Origin of the sequence: Bacteroides sp. FSHCM14E1 (assembly GCF_019633785.1) — a bacterium.
Classification (GTDB): Bacteria; Bacteroidota; Bacteroidia; order Bacteroidales; family Bacteroidaceae; genus Bacteroides; species Bacteroides hominis.
Window position 1 is genome coordinate 215,814 of sequence record NZ_JADKYL010000004.1, and the last position, 25,539, is coordinate 241,352.

The 25,539-nt window shown below is 48.2% G+C and carries 15 protein-coding genes; 8 read left to right on the top strand and 7 right to left on the bottom strand.

The window, feature by feature from the left end; all coding sequences use genetic code 11:
• Position 1: 1 nt before the first annotated feature.
• Positions 2–2,335 (top strand): BACON domain-containing protein, encoded by a 2,334-nt coding sequence (locus ISX59_RS08565; protein WP_044301018.1) that lies wholly within the window; start codon positions 2–4, stop codon positions 2,333–2,335.
• Between the two features lie 155 nt (positions 2,336–2,490).
• On the opposite strand, the gene ISX59_RS08570 is transcribed toward ISX59_RS08565, so the two are convergent.
• Positions 2,491–3,807, bottom strand: coding sequence for an SLC45 family MFS transporter (locus tag ISX59_RS08570; protein WP_220575818.1), 1,317 nt, complete (start codon positions 3,805–3,807; stop codon positions 2,491–2,493).
• 151 nt (positions 3,808–3,958) lie between these two features.
• Complete coding sequence (locus ISX59_RS08575) at positions 3,959–4,969, bottom strand: LacI family DNA-binding transcriptional regulator (protein ID WP_005780657.1); 1,011 nt, start codon at positions 4,967–4,969, stop codon at positions 3,959–3,961.
• Positions 4,970–5,398: 429 nt separating this feature from the next.
• On the opposite strand from ISX59_RS08575, the gene ISX59_RS08580 reads away from it, so the two are divergent.
• The 4 genes from ISX59_RS08580 (at position 5,399) to ISX59_RS08595 (ending at position 14,704) form a co-directional block, all read left to right on the top strand.
• Positions 5,399–8,407, top strand: a complete 3,009-nt coding sequence (locus tag ISX59_RS08580) for a TonB-dependent receptor (protein ID WP_220575819.1) — start codon at positions 5,399–5,401, stop codon at positions 8,405–8,407.
• An 11-nt stretch (positions 8,408–8,418) separates the two neighbouring features.
• Complete coding sequence (locus ISX59_RS08585) at positions 8,419–10,038, top strand: RagB/SusD family nutrient uptake outer membrane protein (protein ID WP_022012327.1); 1,620 nt, start codon at positions 8,419–8,421, stop codon at positions 10,036–10,038.
• 34 nt (positions 10,039–10,072) lie between these two features.
• On the top strand, positions 10,073–11,671 hold the full coding sequence (locus ISX59_RS08590) for a SusF/SusE family outer membrane protein (protein WP_220575820.1): 1,599 nt from the start codon (positions 10,073–10,075) through the stop codon (positions 11,669–11,671).
• 174 nt (positions 11,672–11,845) lie between these two features.
• Positions 11,846–14,704, top strand: coding sequence for an alpha-amylase family glycosyl hydrolase (locus ISX59_RS08595; RefSeq protein WP_220575821.1), 2,859 nt, complete (start codon positions 11,846–11,848; stop codon positions 14,702–14,704).
• Positions 14,705–14,912: 208 nt separating this feature from the next.
• On the opposite strand, the gene ISX59_RS08600 is transcribed toward ISX59_RS08595, so the two are convergent.
• Positions 14,913–16,439 (bottom strand): M48 family metallopeptidase, encoded by a 1,527-nt coding sequence (locus ISX59_RS08600; protein WP_005780648.1) that lies wholly within the window; start codon positions 16,437–16,439, stop codon positions 14,913–14,915.
• Between the two features lie 202 nt (positions 16,440–16,641).
• On the opposite strand from ISX59_RS08600, the gene ISX59_RS08605 reads away from it, so the two are divergent.
• The gene (locus ISX59_RS08605; protein WP_032543182.1) at positions 16,642–19,002 is read left to right on the top strand and encodes a HAMP domain-containing sensor histidine kinase; all 2,361 of its coding nucleotides are present in this window, start codon (positions 16,642–16,644) and stop codon (positions 19,000–19,002) included.
• 90 nt (positions 19,003–19,092) lie between these two features.
• Here ISX59_RS08605 and ISX59_RS08610 read toward each other — a convergent pair whose 3' ends face one another.
• Entirely contained in the window at positions 19,093–19,344 is a 252-nt protein-coding gene (locus tag ISX59_RS08610) for a type B 50S ribosomal protein L31 (RefSeq protein ID WP_005780644.1), read from the bottom strand.
• A 362-nt stretch (positions 19,345–19,706) separates the two neighbouring features.
• On the opposite strand from ISX59_RS08610, the gene ISX59_RS08615 reads away from it, so the two are divergent.
• A complete protein-coding gene (locus ISX59_RS08615) occupies positions 19,707–20,726 on the top strand; it encodes an endonuclease (RefSeq protein WP_032540163.1) in 1,020 nt (339 codons plus the stop codon).
• Positions 20,727–20,905: 179 nt separating this feature from the next.
• The gene (locus ISX59_RS08620) at positions 20,906–21,910 is read left to right on the top strand and encodes a class II fructose-bisphosphate aldolase (protein WP_005807673.1); all 1,005 of its coding nucleotides are present in this window, start codon (positions 20,906–20,908) and stop codon (positions 21,908–21,910) included.
• Positions 21,911–22,395: 485 nt separating this feature from the next.
• Here the strand turns inward: ISX59_RS08620 and ISX59_RS08625 are convergent, their stop codons facing one another.
• Genes ISX59_RS08625 through ISX59_RS08635 form a run of 3 tightly spaced genes read right to left on the bottom strand, consistent with a single transcriptional unit; the run spans position 22,396 to position 25,518 of the window.
• Positions 22,396–23,991 carry an MFS transporter gene (locus ISX59_RS08625; RefSeq protein ID WP_005780639.1) on the bottom strand — a complete coding sequence of 532 codons (1,596 nt, stop codon included), beginning with the start codon at positions 23,989–23,991 and terminating at the stop codon, positions 22,396–22,398.
• A gap of 4 nt (positions 23,992–23,995) precedes the next feature.
• Positions 23,996–25,063, bottom strand: coding sequence for an HlyD family secretion protein (locus tag ISX59_RS08630; protein ID WP_220575822.1), 1,068 nt, complete (start codon positions 25,061–25,063; stop codon positions 23,996–23,998).
• A 14-nt stretch (positions 25,064–25,077) separates the two neighbouring features.
• Positions 25,078–25,518, bottom strand: a complete 441-nt coding sequence (locus ISX59_RS08635) for a MarR family winged helix-turn-helix transcriptional regulator (RefSeq protein WP_005807671.1) — start codon at positions 25,516–25,518, stop codon at positions 25,078–25,080.
• Positions 25,519–25,539 lie beyond the last annotated feature (21 nt).

Below are 25,539 nucleotides of genomic sequence, written 5' to 3' on the forward strand. Positions count from 1 at the left end.
TATGAAAAGAAGTTCTTTGTTTAAATGGATGGCTTTCACCTTTTTATTGGGATTGGCATCTTGCAGCAACGAAGAGTTGCAGAATGAAAACCGGCCGGATGTCCCGCTGAAGAGTGGCGAACAGTTGGTAAGTATGAAAATCAATGGGTTAGGAGGGACTGTGGTCACCCGTGCGGCAGGCGACAACATCATCGCTTTGCCCGGTGAAGTGAAAATCGAAAAGCTGGACCTGTACAGTTTTGTGGACCTGGACAACCAGAGTTCAAGTGCGGCGATTACCGGGACCAGTGCGGATAACTTGAAGGGATATACCCTGGAACGTATCTACCGGTATAAAGCTTTGGGCGACGAAAACGACCTGGTGCTCACCCCCGTGGGCGACGGATACCGGGTTTCGTATGGCGTGCCTAAGGGCGACGAGCGCACCCGCAGATTTGTGCTGGTGGTGAACGACATAGATCGTACCTCCACAGCGCTGACGGCTCTCGCCGTCGCCACCGCCGGCGCGGGGAGTAACCGCAGCTCTGCGGCGGTCTTTTCCGACTTGGATAATTTGAAAATCCTTGAAACCGCACTCAGCGCAAGTGGCAATAACATCACTGCTGACAAGGGGTTGCCTATGACTGCTATCATCGGGCGTAATGAATACGATGGCTCAGGGGCGCAGAATTTCAATACATTGTATACCAATCAGGACGTTGCCGGAGGCACGGCTCTCAATGCCACGCTGGTGCGCCGTGTGGCTCGTATCGACATCAAGAACCCTGTAGGTACAGGCTTCACGGTGAAAAAGGTAACACTCTCGGGAGCGAAGAACTCTACGATGTTCGGCAATGTGCCGCAGGCAACCACCTCCGGGGACTACGATATTGTAGCTTTGGCGGCGGCAGACGTGGTGAACGCGGAACTGATTCCTGCCGCACTGTATGCTTTGCCGATAGCGGCGGAGACTGCTAATGATTATATCCCAAGTGTCAAAATTACAGGCAGCATAGGCGGTAGCGGTGATATCGAGGTGGAAGCCCAGTTCGGTAGCAGCATGACCGGTACTTTCAAAGGTATGGATGTCAATACCCGCTACATTGTCAACCTCAACAACAGTGCCGGTAATGTCACTGCCGACATCACCATTGCCGAATGGAACTACGGAGAATCTGTAGAAACGGAGGACGTGATGGGGAAATTGAATGCGAATGCCCAGTTGACAGCGGAAACTGCTAATGCGACTTTGGATGCCGGTGCAAAGACGCTGACCATCAAGTATCCTGCTTCAAGTTTCTCAGCAGTGAAGATCGCCGCTATCGAAGGCACGAACAATAGCGATATCAATCCGATCGGTATCGTATTGCCGGAAGATTGTGATTGGCTGGAAGTTGAGTTAGGGAGTGCCGGAGCTTCGGGAATGAGCAATATCTCTTACAACCTGAAAGTCACGAAAGCGAACAATACCGGACGTCCGCGTACGGCAAAACTGTCCCTCGTGACGTACAATACTACTGATAGCAAGCAGAAAGTTGATGAATATATCGTTTACCAGGATTATCTGGACATTACGAAGTATACGGAAGAATTCACTGGCTTTGGTCCGCTGATGGCAAACATGTTTTTAAAGCAGGGTGAGGACGTTTACAAATGTTCGCCTTTTGGTCTGGACGTAGCGTTCGTGTTTGGATTGGAACAAGGGGGAGTCCTGACAGCAGTGGATGTGGTGATTCCTGAAGATTGCGACTGGATACAGAAATCTAATATTCTATTAGGCTCCCAAAGCATACATGCCCTTTCCATGACCGATAATATCGGTAAAGAAGAGCGCCGTGCCACGCTGACGCTGAGACGCTGGAATGCGTCCGCCAACATGGGCAGCGGAGCAATGGAGACCAAGGACATGACCATTATCCAGAGTGGCACGGTAGACAAGGCGACGCTTTGCCAAAGCGCCGAGATACAACTGAATGCCGATCTGGCAGCGGCTGGCTGCATCAAGATGGACGGAAACACGATTATTATAGCGGGAGAGATTCCTGATAATCTTGGGCTTTCTGAAGAGCAAAAAAAATATATGTTTACCATCAGCGGCACTCCTTCTACCGATAAAAATGAGATACGTCCGGTGCTTGTCTCATTTGGAGAGGCAGATAACCGATGGGTAGAGTCGGAAGGAAAAGTCAGTATGGTAACAGCTAACGGTTCGTATGATGTAAAGGCACGTTTCCCTCAGAATTTCGGAAATGCCCGCGAAATGAACTTTACCGTGACTACGTATGCCAATGGGGCACCGGTGGTGAAAACTTACCGTCTGATCCAGAAAGCATCGGGTACTGTCCATGTGAATTAATGGTATTCATGCAGACCGATAATTGACTTCCCTGTCGGGAGACACGGACAGTATTTGTTTTGTTTGTATAATTCCTCCGGACAAGTGAGTCCGGAGGAATTACTTTTTAGGGATTTTTTTTGATTACCAAGTATTTATCGCACTGCCTCTCCGGCTTACCCTTCGTGATGCACCACCGTCTCTTTGATGAAATAGACGCAAACGGCTCCCACGATCAGCAGTACGCCCGCCAATACCAGCATGTTCACCTGATGTCCGCCGACAAGGTGGAGGATGCCTCCGCCGACGAGTGCCGCTACAATTTGCGGAACGCAGATTGTCCCGTTAAACAATCCCAGGTAAGCACCCATGTTCTTGCCCGAAACAGAATTGGTCAGGATGGTGAACGGCAGGGCGAGCATGGCTGCCCAGGCACAGCCGATCAGCAGGTAGGAGGCAAACAACAGGTATTCGTTGTGGAAGAAGAGGGTGGATATAAATCCGGCGCCACCCAGCACGAGGCTCAGTGCGTAGGCCTGCTTGCGTGCCTTGAACAGGGGGAGCACCACTGCCCAGATGACCGAGCCGATGGCCTGTACGGCAAACAGCACGCCTACCCAGTTGCCCGCTTCCTGATAGCCTGCGCTCTGCACGTCGGTGGTGCCCCATACGGTGGCTGCGATGGCACCGTTGGTATACGTCCACATGTACATGAAGGCCGCCCAGCAGAAGAACTGTACCAGACCTACCGTCCAGAATACTCTCGGGGCATGCTTCAGCAGAGAGATGAAGTCGGTTTTCTCTTTCTTTTCGTCGGCTGTGATACCGTGGAATTCTTCAAACTCTTTCGGGGGCATCTCTTTCACTTTTACCGTGGTGTAGATGACGCACAGGATCAGGATGGCGGCACCGATGTAGAACGAGTAAATCACCGAATCGGGTACCGTCCCCTTGCCCGCCGTATTGCTGATGCCGATAAACGTGAAGATGAACGGGAACAGATAACCTACCAGGCTGCCGGCATTGCATAGGAAGCTCTGGATGGAGTAGGCCAGTCCCTTCTGTTTCTCGTTTACCATGTCGCCCACCAGCATTTTGAAAGGCTGCATGGCCATGTTGATCGAAGTATCGAGGAACATTAGCGACACCAGTCCGAAGGTCATCGCCGTGCCCACTGCCATGCCGAAACTGCCTGCATTGGGCAGCAGGCACATCACGAGCACCGCGATCAGCGAACCTACAAAAAGGTAAGGGATGCGCCGCCCGAAGCGTGTCCAGGTTTTGTCGCTTGCCGAACCGATGATGGGCTGTACGATGATTCCCGCTAACGGAGGGAGTATCCAGAAATAGCTCAGACTGTGCGGATCGGCGCCTAATGTAGCAAATATGCGGCTGATGTTGGCGCTTTGCAGTGCGTATGCAATCTGTACGCCGAAAAAACCAAAGCTGATGTTCCACAGCTTCCAAAAACTTAAGTCAGGTTTTACTTTCATGATATTTATGATAAATGATTTCGTTAGAAATGGATTCACCACGGAGGACACAGAGGGCACAGAGAAGATTTTCTCTTAAAATAATCCGACAAACAAGAGATTAAAACTCTGCATCCTCTGTGTCCTCCGTGTCCTCTGTGGTGAACCCGGTTTATTTCGTTGTTCCTCGTACCACCAGGTTGGTCCGCACGATTTTGTTGCTGCTTTTTCCTTCATCGTTTCCCTCCAGTTTTTCTATCAGCAGCTTGATGGCACTTTTGCCTACCTCCTCGCCGTGCTGCTCTACCGTGGTCAGTTTCGGGTCTGTGCTTTGGGCAATGGCTCCGTCTGTGAACCCGCAGATGGACACTTCGTCCGGCACTTTCCGTCCCACCAGTTTGCAGGAATAGAGGATGCCCGATGCTGTTTCGTCGTTGATGGCAAAGAAACCGTCCGGACGGTCGGGGCCTTCCAGCAGGGCGGGAGTAATGGCAATTGCTTTCTCGCGGGTATCACACAGCTTGATCATGCTCTGGTCTACCGGAATCCGGTACTTCTTCATGGCATCCAGATAACCGTTCCGCCGGTTCTTGGAGATTTCGAGGTGAGGGGCGGCGCTGTAAAAAAAGATGCGTTTGCATCCGGTCTGTATCATATACTCCACCGCCGCAAACGAGCCCGCGTAATCGTCCACCACCACCCGTTCGGTATTGATTCCGGTACAGATACGGTCGTAAAACACGATGGGGATATTATTGTCCAGCAACTCCTGGTAATGGTCGTATTGGGAGGTGTCTTTGGCCAGGGAAGTGATGACCCCGCAAACCCGTGCCGCGAGAAAAGAGTGGACGATTTTCACTTCCCGTTCATACTCTTCGTTGCTCTGTGCCACCAGGATGTTGTATCCGGCTTTTGCCGCCGTCTCCTCGATGCCGCTCAGCACACACGAAAAAAAGTGGTGCACGAGTTGTGGAATGATGACCCCGATGGTGTTGGAACGGCTCGTGCGCAGGTTCAGTGCCAATACATTAGGCTTATAATTATGTTCGCGCGCGTACTTATGTATAGCGTCCCTTGTTTCCTGGCTGATGTCGGGATTGTCCTTCAAGGCCCTCGATACGGTGGAGGGGGAGACTCCCAGTTCGCGGGCGATGTCTTTGATCGTGATTTGCGGTTTATTCATGGTTGATTGGTTTTATTCACCACAGATTACACAGATTTTCACAGATAAATGATTTATTTCATTGAGAATTAGATTAAAAGAATCTGCGTTAATCTGTGTAATCTGTGGTGAACTTGATTCGTTTTTCACCCAAAGGTAAATGATTTTATATAAAAACAAAACCAATGTATTTACGGATTTGTTTAATATGATACAAAAATAGTGTAAAGGAGGCTAAAAAGTTCGGTGACAATGTGCTATAACCCCGCTTTTACGGTGCAATCGTTTGCGTAGTTGCGGGAGCGGATTTGTCGGACATTAAATAAGTGGCTGTCGCTTAATATACTATTTTTGCTACGTAATCAAGAACGGGAATGGAGTCGTTCATTCTCTATGTAAAGTTTAGAAATCATATTAATATTTATATTGTTAACTTTAATTTTTAAATGCATGAAGCAAGTTAATCTTAGAATCTGTCGTATGATTCTGCCCCTGTTGTTTGGGCTATTCTTGTCATTGAGCGCTTATGCACAGCAAGTCTCTGTCAAGGGACATGTGAAAGATTCAACGGGTGAACCCGTAATCGGCGCGAATGTGGTTGTGAAGGATAATTCTTCTATCGGTACGATTACCGATCTGAACGGAAACTTTGTTCTGAGTGTTCCTCAACATTCTACCCTCGTGATTTCTTTCATCGGTTACAAGCCGGTTGAAGTGAAAGCTGCTCCCAGTGTGACGGTGACCCTCCAAGATGATGCGGTGATGCTTCAGGAAGCGGTGGTGATCGGTTATGGTTCCGTGAAGAAGAATGACGTGACCGGCTCGGTGATGGCAATCGATGCGGACAAGATGGTAAAAGGTATGGCTACTTCGGCTTCCGACCTGTTGGTGGGTAAGGCCGCAGGTGTCAGCGTGATTACCGACGGCGGCGCTCCGGGAGCCGGGGCTACGATCCGTGTGCGCGGAGGTTCGTCCATGTCGGCCAGCAACGACCCGCTGATCGTTATTGACGGGGTGCCTGTCGATAACACCGAAATCAAAGGTATGGGCAATCCGCTCTCTACCGTCCACCCCAATGACATCGAGACGTTTACGATTCTGAAAGATGCCTCTGCTACTGCTATTTACGGTTCGCGTGCCTCCAATGGTGTTATCATCATTACCACCAAGAAGGGACAGTCGGGACGCGTGAAGGTGGACTACAGCGGCACGTTTTCTATCAGTACGAAGTCGAATACGGTCGATGTGATGAAGGCAGACGATTTCCGTAATTTCGTGATCGAGAAGTTTGGCGAGAATAGTCTTCAGGCCAACGCTTTGGGCAAAACCTCTACCGACTGGCAGGATGAAATATTCCGCACGGCTTTCAGCACCGACCATAATGTAAGTGTATCCGGAGCCGTTCCGCATATGCCTTATCGTGTGTCTGTGGCGTATACAAACGAAAACGGTATCCTGAAGACTTCGAACATGCAACGTCTGACAGGTGCCATTAACCTGAACCCCAACTTCTTCGACAAGAAGCTCAACATCCAGCTGAATGTGAAGGGAGTGTACAACAAGAACCGTTTTGCCGACCGTGCAGCTATCGGTCTGGCTACCCAGTATGACCCCACACAGCCTGTCTATATGGAAGGCAACCCTTATGGAAACGGATACTTTATGTATATGAAGCAGGAGGGAGACAAGATTTCTCCGATTGATATCGGTCTGGCCAACCCTGTTGCCATGCTTGAAGAGAAAGATGATAAATCGACCGTTTACCGCAGTATCGGCAACGCGCAGATCGATTATAAATTCCACTTCTTGCCCGAACTGCGCGCTAACCTGAATTTAGGTTATGACGTATCGAAGAGTAAGGGTGACGTGATTATCGCCGACAATTCACCGCTGACTTACTGTACGGGTAACTTCAAAAGCGGTTTTGGCGAAAACAGCCATTATACACAGTTGAAACGCAACACCTTGCTCGATTTCTACCTGAACTATACCAATACGTTCGGAGTCAACTACATCGACGTCATGGCAGGTTACTCCTGGCAGCATTTCTATAATTCGACTACCAACTCTTATCCCTACTCGGCCGCTTATGTAGAGAAGACCGGGGAAGAATTCTATAAGAAGGGGGATGACTATGCGAGCGAAAGCTACCTGGTTTCTTTCTTCGGACGTCTCAACTATACATTGTTGAACCGTTATCTGGTGACATTCACCTTGCGTAACGACGGTTCTTCACGTTTCAGCCCGGACAACCGCTGGGGATTGTTCCCGTCCGTAGCACTGGCGTGGAAACTGAACGAGGAGTCATTCCTGAAGAATGTGAACGCTATCTCGGACCTGAAGCTGCGTTTGGGCTATGGTGTGACCGGACAGCAGAACCTGGGTAACGGAGACTATCCGTATATGGCCCGCTATATGTACTCCAAGGCAGGTGCCAACTATTATTTCGGTGACACCGAATACTCTCTGATTGCCCCGCAACCTTACGACCAGAACCTGAAGTGGGAAGAAACCACTACCTGGAACGTAGGTATCGATTATGGTTTCCTGAATGGACGCATCACGGGTACAATCGACTATTACTTCCGTAAAACGAAGGACTTGCTGAACACCGTTACAGCTCCTGCCGGAACCAACTTCAGCAATCAACTGCTGACCAATGTAGGTACATTGGAGAACAAGGGTTTTGAATTCAGCATCAATGCCCATGCCGTTTCAACCAAAGACTGGAACTGGAACATCGGCTACAACATCTCTTACAATAAGAACAAGATCACCAAGATGACCTTCAACGACGACCCCAACTATGCCGGTGTCATCCATGGCGGTATCGACGGTGGTACAGGATACAACGCCCTGATCCACCGGGTAGGCGAGGCATTCAACTCCTTCTACGTGTTCGAGCAGATTTACGGTCCCGACGGTAAACCTATCGAAGGTGCTTATGTAGACCAGAATGGCGATAACCAGATTAACGACGCCGACCTGATCTGCTTCAAGAAAGCTGCTCCCGACGTGTTCATGGGGCTGACCTCACAACTTTCTTATAAAAACTGGGACTTTTCATTTGCTTTGCGCGGCAGCTTTGGTAACTATGTTTACAACAACGTACAGTCCAACCGTGAAGCATACGAAGGCGCCAATATGTATGACCAGACCGGATTCCTGAAGAACCGTCTGACCTCTGCCCGCAGCACCGACTTCAAGAACGCTCAATACCGTTCGAGCTATTACGTTCAGAATGCTTCGTTCGTGCGTATGGACAACATCTCTTTAGGGTATACGTTCAACAAGCTCTTCAATGATAAACAGAGTGCACGCGTATATGCTACGGTACAGAATCCGTTTGTCATCACTAAGTACAAGGGACTGGATCCGGAAATCAGTGGTGAAGGAATCGATAACAACATCTATCCTCGCCCCCGTGTATTCATGATCGGCCTTAATCTCAATTTTTAAATCTGTAAAACATGAAAACAATAAAATTTAAATATCTTCTTCCCTGTGCATTGCTGGGAATGATGTTAGGAGTAGCGTCTTGTGTGAACGACCTCGATACGGTTCCACTGGACAAAGACGAATTGGTTTCCGATGTTGTTTTCGGGAACGAGCCTTTAGCCTATGAACAGAGCCTCGCTAAGATTTATGCGGGTATGGCCATCGGTGGTAACAGCGGAGGTGACTCCGATCAGGATGTGGTAGGTATCGACGGCGGTAGCCAGGCTTCCTTCCTCCGTGTATTGTGGAATATGCAGGATCTGCCTTCGGACATCGCACACTGTGCATGGAACGACCCCGGTATCCCTGAATTCAACCACATCTCTTGGGGTGCATCCAGTCCGTGGATCAAGGGTTCATATTACCGCCTGTTCTATCAGATCAACGTAGCCAACGCCTATCTGCGCGAGACGACCGAAGATAAACTGGATGCCCGCGGTTGCGACGCTTCACTGAAAGCCTCGATCAAGACATGGCGTGCCGAAGCCCGTTTCCTGCGTGCACTGAGCTATGAGTATGCGCTCGACCTGTATCGCAATGTACCGTTTGTAGACGAAAACAGCCCGATCGGAAGCATTCCGCCGAAGCAGATCATGGCTGCCGACCTGTTCAACTGGATTGAGAAAGAGCTGACTGAGTGTGTGGAAGATATGTCGGAACCGACAGTGGGATACAGCCAGGACTACGGACATGCCAACAAGGCTGCCGCATGGGCACTCTTGTCACGCTTGTACCTCAATGCGGAGACTTACGTCGGCCTGAACAAATACACCGAATGTATCACGTATGCAAAGAAGGTGATCGAAGTGGGCTATCAGTTGGAACCTGTTTATGTGGATATGTTCAAGGCAGACAATCACTTGTCTAACGAAATGATCTTCCCTGTACGCTATGAAGGCGACCAGACGATGACCTGGGGTGGTATGACCGCCTTCTTATGTTGGGGGGCTACGGCAACTCAGGATGAAGTCAACGCCAAAGGAGCATGGCAGGGTGTGAGGGCAAAATCTTCACTCTACAACCTGTTCCTTAAAGAGAGCGGCAGCGATGCGGATACCCGTAAGGCAATGCTTCGTACCGATCTGACAACCAGTATTGAAATTATTGACGAAAATACATTCCAGAATAATGGTATTCCTGTTACCAAATATTTCAATGTGAACAAGGACGGAACGCTGCCTCCTTCTAAGGAAGCTTACGTTGACTTCCCGCTCTTCCGTCTGGGTGAGATCTACCTGACGTATGCGGAAGCTGTGCTCAGAGGCGGTCAGGGTGGCGACAGAGCTACTGCTCTCCGTTATGTGAACGATCTGCGTAAGAGAGCATACAGTGATAAAACGCTGGCTCCTATCTCCGATTCCGATTTGACATTGAACTTCATCATTGACGAGCGGGGACGTGAATTCTTCTTCGAAGGACAACGCCGTACGGACCTGGTACGTTTCGGACTGTTTACTACTGCCGGTTATGTATGGCCCTGGAAGGGCGGTGCTGCTAAAGGTAAGGCTGTAGAGAACTTCTACAACGTGTTCCCGATTCCGTCAGACGATATCGGTTCTAACACCAATCTTAAGCAGAATGAAGGATACTAAAATCGAATGACCATTAAAAACAACGAATAAGATTATGAAAAAAATATATTTCTATACACTGTTGTTAGGGCTCCTGGCTTTTACGGCTTGCGAAGACGAGAAGTCGCCCGTCATGGAGTTGCAGAAAGCCTCTGCTTTTGAGCCTTTCTCTCAAAGCGACTTTACTTTCAACGATGAAAATGCTGCGGCGGAGTTCCCCGAGATTAAATGGACGCCGGCGGACTATGGAGTGAAGGCAGTGGTGAACTATGACGTTACGCTGACGAATGACGCGAATGCGAAAACCGTTTTATTAGGTGAAACCGGGGCTACCGTCCTGAAGTTTACCAATGCACAGATGAACGCTATGATGGCCAAAGTGGGCGCTTATCCGGGACAGACTTATAACTTTACGATTACGCTGACTTCTAAGGCGTATGACTTGACAGCTGATCCGGCTTCGAACTCGATTACTTTCAAGGCTACTCCTTTTGATCCGAATGCGGTTGACTGGAAATTTGCTTATGTAGCCGTGGGTTATCCCGACTGGGACTATATGAATGCTTACCTCCTGGGCGACCCGGATGGCGACGGGGTATATCAGGGATATGCCAACTTTGACGCGGACGGCGCTTCGTATGCCATTGTGGACGGAAGTGATCTTACCAAGGTTCTGGCAAAGGACCTGACGGTTGCGAAAAAAGGATTTTACGGAATCAAAGTAGATGCCGAAGGTAAGGTAGAACAGACCGAACCCCTTGTATGGGGAGTGGTGGGAGACGCTACTTCCGGTGGTTGGGATAAGGACACGCAAATGGATTATGATGCCACTACCCGCTTATGGACGGTGACTACTCCGTTGCTTGACAAAGAGTTTAAATTCAGGTCGAACAATAGCTGGGATTCCGATAACTACGGAGCAGTGCCCGGTAAGGAGTCTGAGCTTGAAGGCGAACTGGTGGCAGGGCCTACTAACTTCAAGGTGCTGAAAGCCAGCCCGTACGTGATTACCCTGAATCTGACAAATGCCGGTAAATATTCTTATAGCATGGTGGAAACCACCGTTGAACTGTCCAGTGCGGAAATGGCGCTGCCGGGAAGCTATCAGGGATGGGACGCCGAGAAAGACGATTGCTACAAAGTAGTGTCTGCCGCCCGCGACTTTATCTATACCGGGACACACTATTTCGATGCCGATACCAAATTCAAGTTCTGGGATGCCGGAGTATGGATCGGTATAGTAGGCTCTATCAATTGGGATGGAGATAAGAACGTAGGGACATTTATTCTGAAACCCAGCGATGGCGATAACATCAAGATTGAAACAGCCGGTTACTATCGGGTAGGTGCCGATATGAAGAAGCTGACAGCCTCGTTGACCAAGACCGGATGGGAAGTGATCGGTGACGCTACGCCCGGCGGATGGGATAAAGGAACCTTGATGAATTATGATCCGGCAACCAAACTCTGGTCGGTGGATGTTGTTCTGGTGGCCGGTGAGATAAAGTTCAGATGGGATGGTGCATGGACTGTCAATCTGGGCGGCACTCTGGGAGCACTGACTCAAGATGGTGACAATATGAAGGTGACAGCCGGAACTTATACCATTGTGCTGAATCCGGATGCCAAAACGGCTACCATGACTAAGAAATAATCCTGTATTTTTTACCACAGGTAATTTTCTCACCACAGAGAACACAGGGTAACACAGAGTATTCATGTCGATAATCAGTGACATAAAAATCGACTCTGTGTTACGCTGTACCCTCTGTGGTGAATTTTTATATATCCCTCTCTTCTTTTTATATACAATAATACCTTTTAATCTATGAAATATTTATCTTTTCCGTTTCTGCTTCTCCTGCTTCCGCTGATTGGTTTCGGTTGTTCGTCGGATGAAGAAGAAACCGATTCTCTGATCCTTTCGTCTGATAGTGAAACTTATTTTGAGCAAGGCATTGACTTTCCCGCTGTTTCGGGAACACGGACTTTGTCGTTTTCGGCAGGGCGTCCGTGGCGGATCTCGCTGACCGGTGCGGATATACGTACGGCGGCAGACTGGTGTACGGTGACCCCGTCTTCGGGTGGGGCGGGCGACGCTTCCGTCACTGTCAGTACACAGGAAAACACCGGTTATGACAGCCGGAGCGTGAAACTGACCTTGGTGACAGGAGGAATTGAAAAGAGCTTTACCGTTTCACAAAAGCAGAAAGATGCGCTGACACTGACGGCCTCCCGCTTCGAAATAGGCAAAGAAGGAGGAAATGTGCAGGTGGAAGTAAAAGCCAATATCGCATTTGAGGTCGAAATCCCGGAAGCGGGCCGCAGTTGGATTTCTCAGGTCAATACCCGCGGGTTGGTGTCTGCCAACCTGACTTTTGCGGTGGCTCCCAATCAGGGGCCGGCTGGGCGTGAAGGAGAGATTGTGATCAGGAGCGGCAGCCTTTCGGAAAAGCTCCGGATCACACAGGAGGGGAGCTGTGACGACGGGCTGAGTTTCCGGCCCGGGGCTCCGGATGCCGATCTCCCACTGACCCTGTACTTTAAAGCAACGAAGGATTCTCCGCTTTATGACTATACGGGTGATGTTTATGTACATGCGGGAGTGGTGTCGGAAGGGAGCTGGATGCATGTGCCTGCGGACTGGAATACCAATGTGGACAAGTGCAAAATGAACCGGGTGGCAGATAATATCTGGAGCATTACGCTGGAGCCTTCGATACGCCAATGGTTCGATTCGGGCGAGACTCCGGTCCGGCAGCTGGGCATCGTCATCCGCAGTGCCGACGGCAGCAAAAAGGGACTGGACGGGGACTCGTTTGTCACTGTTACCGATCGTTTGTACAAACCTTTTGAGCCGGCGGCTGTCAAATATGCCTCCATGCCCGGCGGTTTGCAGGAAGGCATCAATCCGGTGGACCCGTCGACTGTCACACTGGTGCTGTATGATAAAGACAAAAAGGGAGGACATAAGGACTTTGCACATGTCGTGGGCGACTTTAATGACTGGAAGCTGAGCAATGAAAGCAACAGCCAGATGAACCGGGATGACGCTGCGGGGTGCTGGTGGATTACGCTGACCGGACTTCAGCCCGCCCGTGAATATGCTTTTCAGTATTATGTAGGTACGAGGGAAGGGGAGACCCTTCGTCTGGCCGATGCTTACAGCCGTAAGATACTCGATCCGGATAATGATAAATACATTTCCTCTTCTACCTATCCCGATGCGAAAGAGTATCCTTCGGGGGCTGTCGGCATTGCTTCTGTGTTCAAGATACGGGAGGATGCTTATGACTGGAAGGTCAAAAACTTCCGGATACCCGATAAAGAGAACCTGATGATCTACGAACTGTTGTTGCGCGACTTCACTGCTACAGGCGACCTGAACGGGGCGATGGAGAAGATAGGGTATCTGAAAAGTCTGGGCTTCAATGCCGTCGAACTGATGCCGGTGCAGGAGTTCGACGGAAACGACAGTTGGGGATACAATCCTTGTTTCTATTTCGCTCTGGACAAGGCTTACGGTACGGACCGCATGTATAAGGCTTTCATCGATAAATGCCACGAAGCGGGTATGGCTGTCCTTTTTGATGTTGTCTACAACCATGCCAGTGGTTCGCATCCTTTTGCCCGTTTGTATTGGGATACCAAAAACAACCGTACGGCAGCCGATAACCCCTGGTTTAATGTGAAAGAGCCCCATCCTTACGGTGTCTTCCACGATTTCAACCATGAATCGCCCTTGGTGCGTGCATTTGTAAAACGGAATCTGAAGTTCCTGCTGGAAGAGTATCACATCGATGGTTTCCGTTTCGACATGACGAAAGGGTTCACGCAGAACAGCAGTACGGAGGCCACCGCCGGAAAATATGATGCTTCGCGTATTGCCATCCTGAAAGATTATAACGGGGCAATTCGTGAAGTGAATCCGCAGGCTGTCGTCATCCTTGAGCATTTCTGTGACGAAAAAGAGGAGAGCGAGTTGGCGGAAGAAGGCATGCAGCTTTGGCGCAACCTGAACAATGCTTATTGCCAGTCGGCAATGGGCTATCAGTCGGACAGTGATTTTACTCCGTTGGTCACTTTCGGAACTACCATGCCCTACGGAGGATGGGTTGGTTTTATGGAAAGCCATGACGAAGAACGGACAGCCTTCAAGCAGATTGCTTACAGCGGGGAGCCTTTAAAATCGGATCTGAATGCCCGTATGAAACAGCTTGCCACGAATGCTTCATTCTTTTTCACGGCACCCGGGCCTAAGATGGTCTGGCAGTTTGGTGAAATGGGATATGATGTATCGATTGAAGAGGGAGGGCGGACCGGTAAGAAACCCCTGCATTGGGAATATCTGGATAATGGAGCCCGGAAAGAATTGTGTGATACGTACGCAAAGCTGTTGAAACTGCGGCGGGAACATGCTGAACTCTTTGATCCCGGAGCCACCTTCTCCTGGCTGGTGAAGACGGCCAACTGGACCGGAGGACGTTTTCTCACCCTCGAGGCAGCCAACGGCAAGAAGTTGGTGGTGGTGGGCAATTTCACCGCTAAGCCGATAGAGGCAATCACTACCTTCCCGGCAACGGGAGTCTGGACGGAGTATCTGAATGGTACGAAACTCCATGTGACCTCGATGCAGACCGGCCTGACGATACCTGCCCATGGATGTCGCGTCTATACTAACTTCTGATTATAAAAAGGGAGATGTGTCATAACTCTTTTCACCACGGAGTAACACGGAGTATCACAGAGTCTTTTATTAATAATCAATAACTTAAAATCGCCTCTGTGTTACTCTGTGTCCTCTGTGGTGAGTTTTGACACAGCCTCATACACAGCAAAGGGTGTAGCCATCCGACCGCTGTGGCTACACCCTTTGAAATATTGGTGACTGGGCTTTACAGCAGGCTGATCTTCGACAGCATCTTCTCTGTCCAGTTCATCTCTTCACCGATCCATCCGGATTCTTCCGAACCGAGCGCGTTCTGCTGTTGGTATTGCATCAGCAGATCCCTGTATTCCTTCAGCTTATCGGCAGCCTTTACCTGTTTGTTCATGCGCATCAGCAGCAGGATCTCCTGTTTGTTGATGTCCAGGTTGCGGGCGGTAGCGATCTCTTTGGCTTTCTCCAGCAGTTTCAGGCAGGATTCATTGCTTTCGGGAGTGTTTTCCTGTGCCATGCGTGCTTTCACCAGAATTACGTAATCGTGGTCCGAAGCCACCTTGTTGTCTATGTTCTTGCATACAAGCTGTTCGGCCATTTTGTAGCGTTTGTCTCCCTGGTACATGGCTGCGTTGAACGTCACGATATCCGATGTCGCTTTCTGATAAGCATGGCTGTGGATGCTTTCTTTTTCTCCCAGTTTGGCAAGTCGTTCTTTCAGTCGTGCATAGCTGTCATATCGTGTCAGGTTGTTGTAACGGTGCGTTGAACCATAGAAATCTTTTATTTTTGCGATAGCCGAGGATAATGCATCGGGGTTCAATCCTTTGAACGCCAGATAGTCTCTTGCAATCCGGTCGGCCTGTATCTCTTGTTTGCTGTTGTAATCCATTCCCAGGCGGTTTACTGTCCGTACGTTGACCAATGCCGCAATGGTTCCGATGCTGGCGGCCAGTTCAATGGCGCCCACCCGTTCGTCGTATCCGTACATCCAGTTGGTGTCATCGGCCGCCATGGCTACCGTACCGAGCACGTCTGCCCAGAAAGCGGCACGTTTGGCACGGGTTTCGGCACGTGACACGTTGTTCACCTGATGATCGAGGATGAAGTGAACCATTTCGTTGGCAATGACGGCTTCCAGCTCCTCTTCGGAGTCGAGTGTGCACAGTAAACCGGTACTTACCAGCATAGCGCCGTTGGGCAACATATAAGCATCCGGTTCGGGCGACTGGATGATGCGTACATTCAGGCGTTCCGGACGTTTGGAATCCACCTCTCCCGGATTGACTTTGGCAAAAATGGCTTGTACGTAATCCTCGATGTAAGCGTCTTTATAACTGATTTCGTTTAATTTGTCCAGATAGTCCAGGCACTCCTCGTCCAGCTCTTGCCGCATGTCATAGCGGTATCCTTTCCGGTCGTAGTAATCGTACATGCCTTGGGACAGGTAAATCCCCTGCCAGTATTCAAGGACCGTTTCCGGTTTCAACCGGATGATTTTGTTGGCTTCTTCCTCTCCGATAGGATATTGCAGTCCGTCGATTTCCACTCCGTAAGTGATGCCCACCGCATCGTTGGGCGAAATTCTCATCTTTCTCACTCCGCGTATGACGACCGGAGTCCCTTTTGAGTAGTTTTGATATTTCTCCGTCAATTCGCCTTTCAGCGCGATAGGACCGCTGAGATTATCCCCTTTTCCACTTCTGGCATACAGGATGCACGATGTCAGAACAAGCACAAACAGAATAGCAAGTCGTTTCATAGTCGTATCTTTTTTAGTAAATTTATTATTTAGATGTTACGAAGATACAAAAGAAGTTTCCTCTGTCACAGCTTTTTTCCCTATTGTGCAATAGGATTTTCCCTATAAAGAATATGCCTCTTTGTATTTATATATAAATAATATAGTCTATATTTGTAGTTTTTAAAATTGAAAGGGAAAACAAACGTCAGCAAGGGTCTTAATGAAACGTTCCAGAATTCTATACATCGCCGTTATCGGCTTTCTTCTGATTTTAACAGCCGGTTGGGTGTATTCTGCACAAAGTCGGCGGACGGAACAGATGGAGAAGAATATACAATTGGTTTATTCGTTCGGTCCAAATGATATAGGATATGGTAAGTTCCGGCAAAATCTGGAAGAGGAACTGAAAGCAAAAGGGATTACTCCACGGATTACAGAATTTTATTTAAATTGTGAGTTTTACAACGAGCAGGAAGAAGTAGAACGCATGCGCGGTTATCTGGATTCTGTTGGTGACGAAAGTGTGGATATGCTGCTGGTTGTAGGAGATCAGGCTGCTTATTCAGTTTTGAAGTCGGCACACCCTTTGCTGCGGAAGCGTCCTGTTGTGCTGAGTAACATTCATTTTCCCAACGAAGAGCAGTTGAGGCAATACGAGGATGCACCGGTATATTTACTTTCCGATAGACCCGATTTCAAAACGAACATCGAATTCATGAAGCGGCTGTTTGACCGTAACAATATCACTGTGGTATATAACCTGGATTTAACATTTTTGGGAAAATGTTCTATGAAGAGGTTACTGGAGGAGGAGGATAAAAAGAATATTGTTATATGGGGGAGACAGAAAGGTATTTTTGATTCGAACATCTATCAGACTCTTTATGGTCTGGCTCAGAAAGAAAATCTGGCCATAATGGACCGTTTTTCCCGAAATGAGGATACCAAGGATTTTACGATAAAGATGTTTCCTTTCCGTTATATGGCAGGGTTGTCTCTGCTTGTGATTACCGGCATGCCCGAAGAACGGCAACATGATACGGCTTTTTTGCTGGATAAATGGGATGTTTCGACCATGCCTGTTTCCCGCGTGCTGAATATTCCTTCATTCAGTTGCATCCGTGAGGGGTTTAACGAAAATATCGGCATTGTAGGTGGATATATGGCTACCGATGCAATATCGGCAGGGGCCGTAGCTTTGCTGGCAGAAGAATTTTGGGTGGGGAATGGAGTTAAAGGGCCTAAACGCCGCGAGCTTGCCAAGGAATATATCTTGGACTGGCCCCCTTTTTCTGCTTTTAAAGTTTTTGATGTAGCCAATGTACCGGAGAATGTAAAAATACTCAATCGGCCTTTTTACGATAAATATCGTCGTGAAATATATGTCTCCGGAGCTGTCTTTGTCTGTTTGTTTATTGTCTTGTTTATTGCCCTGCTGCGCATCCGCCGCAAAGTCCGTTGTGAACATGAAGATATACAGGCTTTGAAGAGCGCACACGAGCATCTGTCTCTTTCCACCTCGGGAGGAAATATCTCTTTGTGGTATATACGCAGGGGAGAGCTGAACCTGGACGAGAACTTTATACAGCTCACCGGTATCAAGTGCCGGCGCTATGCTTTCAGGCAATTCTTAAAGTATCTGCATCCCGATGACATGCAGTGTATTGAGAAATTATTCAGGGAGACGAAAGAGTTGCAGGTGATGGCTCTGCAGCGGCTGCGGTTCTGCTTTGAGGAGGCGAAAGGGTACGAGTGGTTTGAATGCCGTTGCGACAGCCTGAAGGATAATCAGGGAGAATTGGTGATAGCAGGTGTCATACAGAATGTACAGGAACTGGTACGAAGGGAGGACGAACTGATCAAGGCGAAAGAGATTGCGGAAAACGCTGAACTGAAGCAGTCGTTCCTGGCTAATATGAGCCATGAAATACGTACACCGCTAAATGCCATCGTCGGCTTCACCAACATCCTGGTAGACGAGACGGCCGGGGAGCTTGACGAGGAGGAGAAGAAGGATATGATCGGAATTGTGAATCATAACAGTGAGTTGTTGCTCAAGCTGATCAGTGATGTGCTGGATATTTCGCGACTGGACTCCAATAATCAGGAATTTGTCATAGAACGGTATGACCTGGCGAAGATTGTTTCTGAAATTTATCGTACCCATCAGGTGATCATCCATCCTCCTGTAGAGTTCCGGTTGAAGATGGACGATAGCTGGACTGTGTATGTGGCAGTGGATAAGCTCCGCCTGATACAGGTCATTTCCAACTTCCTCAGCAATGCGAACAAGTTTACTGCGGAGGGTAGCATTACGCTGGGATGCGAAGTGGATCCCGGGCGGGCCGAAGTAGGCATTTATGTGGAAGATACCGGCAAAGGGATCGACACCGGACACCTGAACGCCATTTTCGACCGTTTTTATAAAGCGGATGAATTTGCGCAGGGCACCGGATTGGGATTGTCTATCTGCAAGGTGATTGCCACACGGCTGTCCGGACGTGTCGAAGTGCAGTCTCAGGTTGGAAAAGGCAGTCGTTTTACTCTGGTGCTTCCGTTAATAAGGAATTCGGAAGGATGATTTCCATAGTCTCTTCTTCCATATAGGCAAAAAAATAAGCTGCCTCCGCAAAGGAGGCAGCTTATTTTTATCAATCGGAAGTCCGTTTGATTATTTCTTACGGTTACCGTAACGGCTCATGAACTTGTCAACACGTCCGGCTGTATCTACCAATGTAGATTTACCTGTGTAGAACGGGTGAGAAGTGCTTGAGATTTCGACTTTCAGCAACGGATAAGTTTCACCTTCGAATTCGATGGTCTCTTTAGTTGCCACAGTTGATTTAGACAAAAACATATCACCGTTTGACATATCTTTGAATACTACCGGACGGTATGATTCAGGATGAAGACCTTTTTTCATTTCAATATTTGTTTTTTAAATTATTATATCGTTTACTATTTGGTAAGAATAGTGTAATGGTCATTTTTCAGAGCGCAAAGATAATGCTTTTTTGTTTCTTAGGAAAAAAGTTTCGGAAAAAAAGTCGTATTCTCGCTTTTTTTTAAGACTTTTGCAGGGTTGACGGAGAAAATCCGTTGGTTTAAAGTCAAGGTCCCGCTGGTTTGAAATCCCAAAAGGACATTAAATAGTTAAGAAATGAACTAAATTCACCACAGGGCAACACAGAGTTTTATAGAGATTTTTTCTTCTTTCCAATATCCTGATAACAAGAACTTAAGGCTCTGTGTTGCTCTGTGGTGAATCAAACTTAAAACAAAATTATGAAGAAACTGATTATTGCATTCGGCTTTTTAGTGTTGCTGTCTGTCGGTGTCCGTGCGCAGGAGCACAAAGACGGGCTGTACAGCGTTGCCTTTTACAATCTTGAAAACCTGTTTGATACCATTCATGATGCCGGAAAAAACGATTATGAATATCTGCCGGATGCTGCTAAGGGATGGAACTCGGAGAAGTATCACTCCAAACTGAACAAGCTGTCCAAAGTGCTGGGTGAACTATCGCGCGATAAAGTGCCTGCCGGACCTGCCGCCATTGGGGTGGCCGAGGTTGAAAACCGGAATGTACTTGAAGACCTGATTCGCCAACCGGAAATGGCTGCGGGAGGTTATCGCTACATACATTACGAAGGACCCGATAAACGGGGAATCGACTGTGCGTTGCTGTATGATCCCAAACAGTTTACTCCCCGTACGACGGCATTGGTTCTTTCCACTCCGTTCGAAGGAGATACGATTCACAAGACCCGTGGATTCCTGATCGTCGGTGGTGAACTGGCAGGCGATAAGGTATGTATGATTGTAAACCATTGGCCATCCCGTGGGGCGGAAGAGCCTGTGCGTATGCATGCCGCCATGCAGGTGAAGGCATTGAAGGATTCGTTAATGCGTTCGGACAAAGACCTGAAACTGATTATTATGGGTGATCTTAACGACGACCCGATGGATCAGAGCCTTGCCGTGCTGGGAGCTAAGAAACACGTCGAAGATATGACGGAGGATGACCTCTATAATCCTTGGTGGGTGACGCTGGAAGATAAAGGAGTCGGCACTTTGCTGTATCGCGGCAAATGGAATCTGTTCGATCAGATTATTATTTCACCCAGTCTGCTTCAGGCTGCAAAAGGACTGAAATATGATCATAACGAAGTCTTTCTGCGTGAATACCTGTTCCAGCAGGAGGGCAGATACAAGGGTTCACCGTTGCGCACCTACGGCGGTAAGGTATGGTTGGACGGTTACAGTGACCACTTGCCTACCATAATATATATGAGGAAACAATAAAACCCTTTATTTGCCACGTAGACATTACAAACGGCTCTTAAAGGATGGGAAATAAATTGAAATAGGATTGAATTGCACCCGTCGGGCGGATATTTCCGTCCGACGGTTTCTCTATTCAAAGGATTATTCTTACTTTTGCGTAGAATTTTTGATTCACTAACAATAAACTTTTAAACAAAATGGTTAATTACAAAGATTTAGGTCTGGTAAACACTAGAGATATGTTTGCTAAGGCTATCAAGGGTGGATATGCAATCCCTGCATTCAACTTCAACAATATGGAACAGATGCAGGCTATCATCAAGGCTGCTGTAGAAACTAAGTCTCCGGTTATTTTGCAGGTATCAAAAGGTGCTCGTCAGTATGCTAACGCTACACTGTTGCGTTACATGGCTCAGGGTGCTGTAGAATATGCAAAAGAATTGGGCTGCAAAAACCCTGAAATCGTTTTGCACCTCGACCACGGAGATACTTTCGAAACTTGCAAAAGCTGTATCGACTCAGGCTTCTCTTCTGTAATGATCGACGGTTCTCACCTTCCTTATGATGAAAACGTTGCTCTGACTAAGAAAGTTGTTGACTACGCTCACCAGTTCGATGTAACTGTAGAAGGTGAACTCGGCGTATTGGCCGGTGTAGAAGATGAAGTTTCTTCAGACCACCACACATATACTGAACCGGATGAAGTAGTTGATTTCGTAACTAAAACAGGTTGCGATTCATTGGCTATCTCTATCGGTACTTCTCACGGTGCTTATAAATTTACTCCGGAACAGTGCCACATCGATCCGAAAACCGGCCGTATGGTTCCTCCTCCGTTGGCATTCAACGTATTGGATGGCGTAATGAAAGAACTTCCGGGATTCCCTATCGTTCTTCACGGATCATCTTCAGTTCCTGAAGAAGAAGTTGCAACCATTAACCAATTTGGTGGTGCGCTGAAAGCTGCTATCGGTATTCCTGAAGACGAGTTGCGTAAAGCTGCTGCTTCTGCTGTTTGCAAAATCAACATCGACTCAGACTCTCGTTTGGCTATGACTGCTGCTATCCGTAAGGTATTTGCAGAAAAACCGGCTGAGTTCGACCCACGTAAATACCTGGGACCGGCTCGCGACAACATGGAAAAACTCTACAAGCACAAAATCATCAATGTGCTGGGTTCAGACAATAAGTTGGCTGAATAAAAAAACATGATGTTGTTCATGTTTATTTAATTTACATTTTTGGAAGGCCACTCAAGCGATTGAGTGGCTTTTTTTAGGCCGGTCCGAAAATCCGGTTGCCATCCGGTTCGGGTTTTGATTCACTACGAAGGGGTACAGAAGGCACAGAGTTTTCATCTTTTGTTTATGAAAGATTCCGGAGAGAAATTCTCTTCTGTGAGACGTTATTCTCCTCTGTGGTGAATAATCAAATCCACCGGGTTTTCGGGACTGGCTTATCAAAGTTTTACATGCCGGGATAAATGGTTTTACGTACCGGGGTAAATGGTTTTACATGCCGGGATAAAAGCCTTTACATACCGGAGATAATGTCTTTACATACCGGGATAAATGGATTTACATTGAAAGAAAAATATTGGTAAATATAATCTGTTGATTATCAAATTTATCAGGACGGTTGTCAAACTACATATTTGCCGGATGAATCTTTATTATTTCCTCGTTCATTATACCATATCGTCTCCCGTCTTTACGACAGCCACTTTCAATGTCTTATGGAAAGGGATAAAAGCTGCAACGACTGCAACCACCAGTGCCAGTATCAGCACATAACCGATCAGTGTTTTCAGTGCCAGTAACAGAGATTGCTGTTGCAAAGTGGAGTACAGGCTGTTGGTTGCCAACTGGCCGGCTTCGCTGAATTCGTGCCCCTGTGCCAGAGCGCTGTTCAGTGCCTGGTTATATTTCTGTTCGGCTATTGGATTGGTCAGCGTCATATTTTCCGAAAGAACATTCATGCCTTTCACCTGAAGATAATAGAGCATGTTATTGAAAAACGAGGCCGACAGGACCGGTGCCAGTGCCGACCGGAAGGAAATCAGGAAGAAAGCGTTGGACAGTGTCAGGCGCGGGTCTAAATCTTCGACGACAAAAACGCCGAATGCGATAAACAGGACCATCATGCCCACTCCCCGGAATAAGATAGGAAGGTAGAGCATTTCGTAAGTGCCATACGGGGTTATGCCAAAGTAGAGAATTGCCAGATAAATGACGTAACAGAACATGCCGCCTGAAATCAGAAAGCGAAACCGCCACCGTTGCCATCGGAACCACCAGAAACAAATAATCGCTCCCACGACATAGCCGGGCAACAGCCACAGGCTGAGTGAATTGGCATGAATGCTGTCTACCCGGATAATACTGTTCATGTAGTTGGTCACCAGTGAACTGGTGGCTGTCAGAAACATGGCGAGTACCATGAAGCCGTATCCGATGATGGATTTATGCAGAGTAAGTGGTTTCAGACTGACGAAAGGCTTCGGCTGTGTCCGTTGCCGGTAGATGAAAAGAGCTATCAGGAGAGGGATGATGAATACGTATACTCTTATTTTAGGGGATGCGAACCAGTCGAGTGTTTTGCCATAAGTGAAGGTATAGAGTGTCAGCAGATAGGCAGAGGCAATGATGAACATGCTCTTTCCGTCCATCTCCTTGAACGGGATGTGGACGGGACGTTGTGCGTAACGAAAAAAACACAATACAAACAGAATGGCAACCAGTAGGAGGATGGTGACGAAATAGTACATGTGCTGCCATTGATAATGATAGGCCAATTGTGCCGTGATAGCCATTGACAACTGTCCTCCGGAGAAGACAATGGGATAGAAGTAGGCGTAAAATTCACTTCGTATGTTTTTGGGACTGAAGAGTGGACGGATCAGGATGATGAACTCAAGCATGACGAAACCTTTGAGGAATCCCATGAAGAAACAGCATCCCATGATGACGTCCATGCTGCCTGTCTGTGCACAGATCAGGCTGAAGAAAACCTGTAGCAATAAGTCTGTGAGCAACAAGGTCTTCGAAGTGGCTATAGCACGTATTTTCGGTACGATGGGGTAGGCTACAGCCATCCCCACCGAAGCTGAATAATAGGCCATCGTGATATCTTCGCTCATCACTCCCAGCGTGTTCGACACTTCGATCATACTGCCTGTGTAAGCTCCGTTGAGCAGGGTGATGGGAAAAATGACGATGAACATCGTTACGATGCCCAACCATTGGGGCACCCAGGGGCGGGTAGGGAGGTTGAGCTTTACCATAGGCTTATGGGCGGACCGCCTCCGTTTCTACCATCATTCCGGCACGGAGGCATTCCATCTCTTTGGGTGAGGCATCGTTGAGGTCAATGCGGACAGGAATGCGCTGCTGTACTTTGACAAAGTTCCCGGCCGAATTGTCGGTAGGCACCAGGGAGTATTTTGACCCGGTAGCTTCGGAAATGGCCGTGACGGTTCCATGAAAAGTCCGGCCGCTGAAAGCATCTACTTTAATGCGAACCTTTTGTCCGATGTAGATGTGGGCTATCTGAGTCTCTTTATAGTTGGCAGTTACCCATTTATCATTGCCTCGTACCAGGTACGAGAGAGTCTGTCCCCCTTGTACGAACTGTCCCGGTTCAAGGGTGCGCCGTCCCATGTATCCGTCATAAGGTGCGGTGACGATGGTATATGACAGGTTCAGTTTAGCCATATCCACTTCGGCCTCTTTACGGAGGATATTGGCTTCGGCACTGGTACTGCGTTTACTGGTTTCAGAGTACTGCGATTGGGCGGCTTCTTTCTGGCGCAGGAGGGCATTGTAACGTGCCCGGGTCTCTTCAAAATTTGCTTTTGACAGTTCGTAATCCTGTTGGCTGATGGCCTGTTTTTTCAGGAGCCGGGTGTATCGGTTCAGTTCGGCTTCCTGCTGTGAAAGCCGTGCTTGGGTTTCGGCTATGTTGGCGTCCTGTACGGCAATGTTCACCCCTGAGGTCCGGATGCCGGAGTTCAAAACCTCTCTGGAGCCTAAGGCATCCATCAAAGCGGCTTCCGCATCTTTGAGTCGGATCCGGTATTCACGGTCATCCAGAATCAGGAGCGTGTCGCCGGCATGTACATACTGGTGCTCGGTGAAACGTACTTCTTTGATATATCCCGGTATCCGGATGTTGAGCGGAGCGATGTATTGGTCTACTACGGCATCATTGGTTATTTCGTAGCGGGCATATTTCCAGAAATAGTTTACTGTCCACGAGATACCTGCCAGTGCTAATAATATGCATACCGTGTTGAGAAAGATGTTTCTGTACTTCAGCTTTCTTAATTCTTTTTGTTTCGCTTGATGGGTGGACATGGCCTGAGTTGATTTTAGATTTCGTTGAGAACTTCGTACAGTCTTTTTAAATCTTCGGTACATTCGTTTATCCGGCTGACCTCCATCTCTATTCCCGTTTGGGTATAGATATCGTTGATCAGCGGTTTCACTGTAAGGGCAAGTTCCTCGCCCTGTACTGTAAGAAAAATCAGCCGGTTTCTCCGGTCGGATGAATCTTCTTTCCGTATCACCCAATTCTTTTTCTCCAGGTTATTGATCAGGTTAGTCAGGCAAGCTTTGTCTTTTGCCGTTTTCTCTGCCAGAGACTGCTGGCTGATGCCTTGTTCGTTCCACAGGCAATTCATTACTTGCAGCATTTCGAAGGTCATATCTACGTTGTGCCGTTTGAGCACCCGTTGAAGGGTTTGACGGAAAGCCATCCGGGTTCGCAGGATTTGTAGAATAAGCTCGCGTGCCGATTCGTTGTTTGTCATCGTTGTATTCTTTTGGTCGGT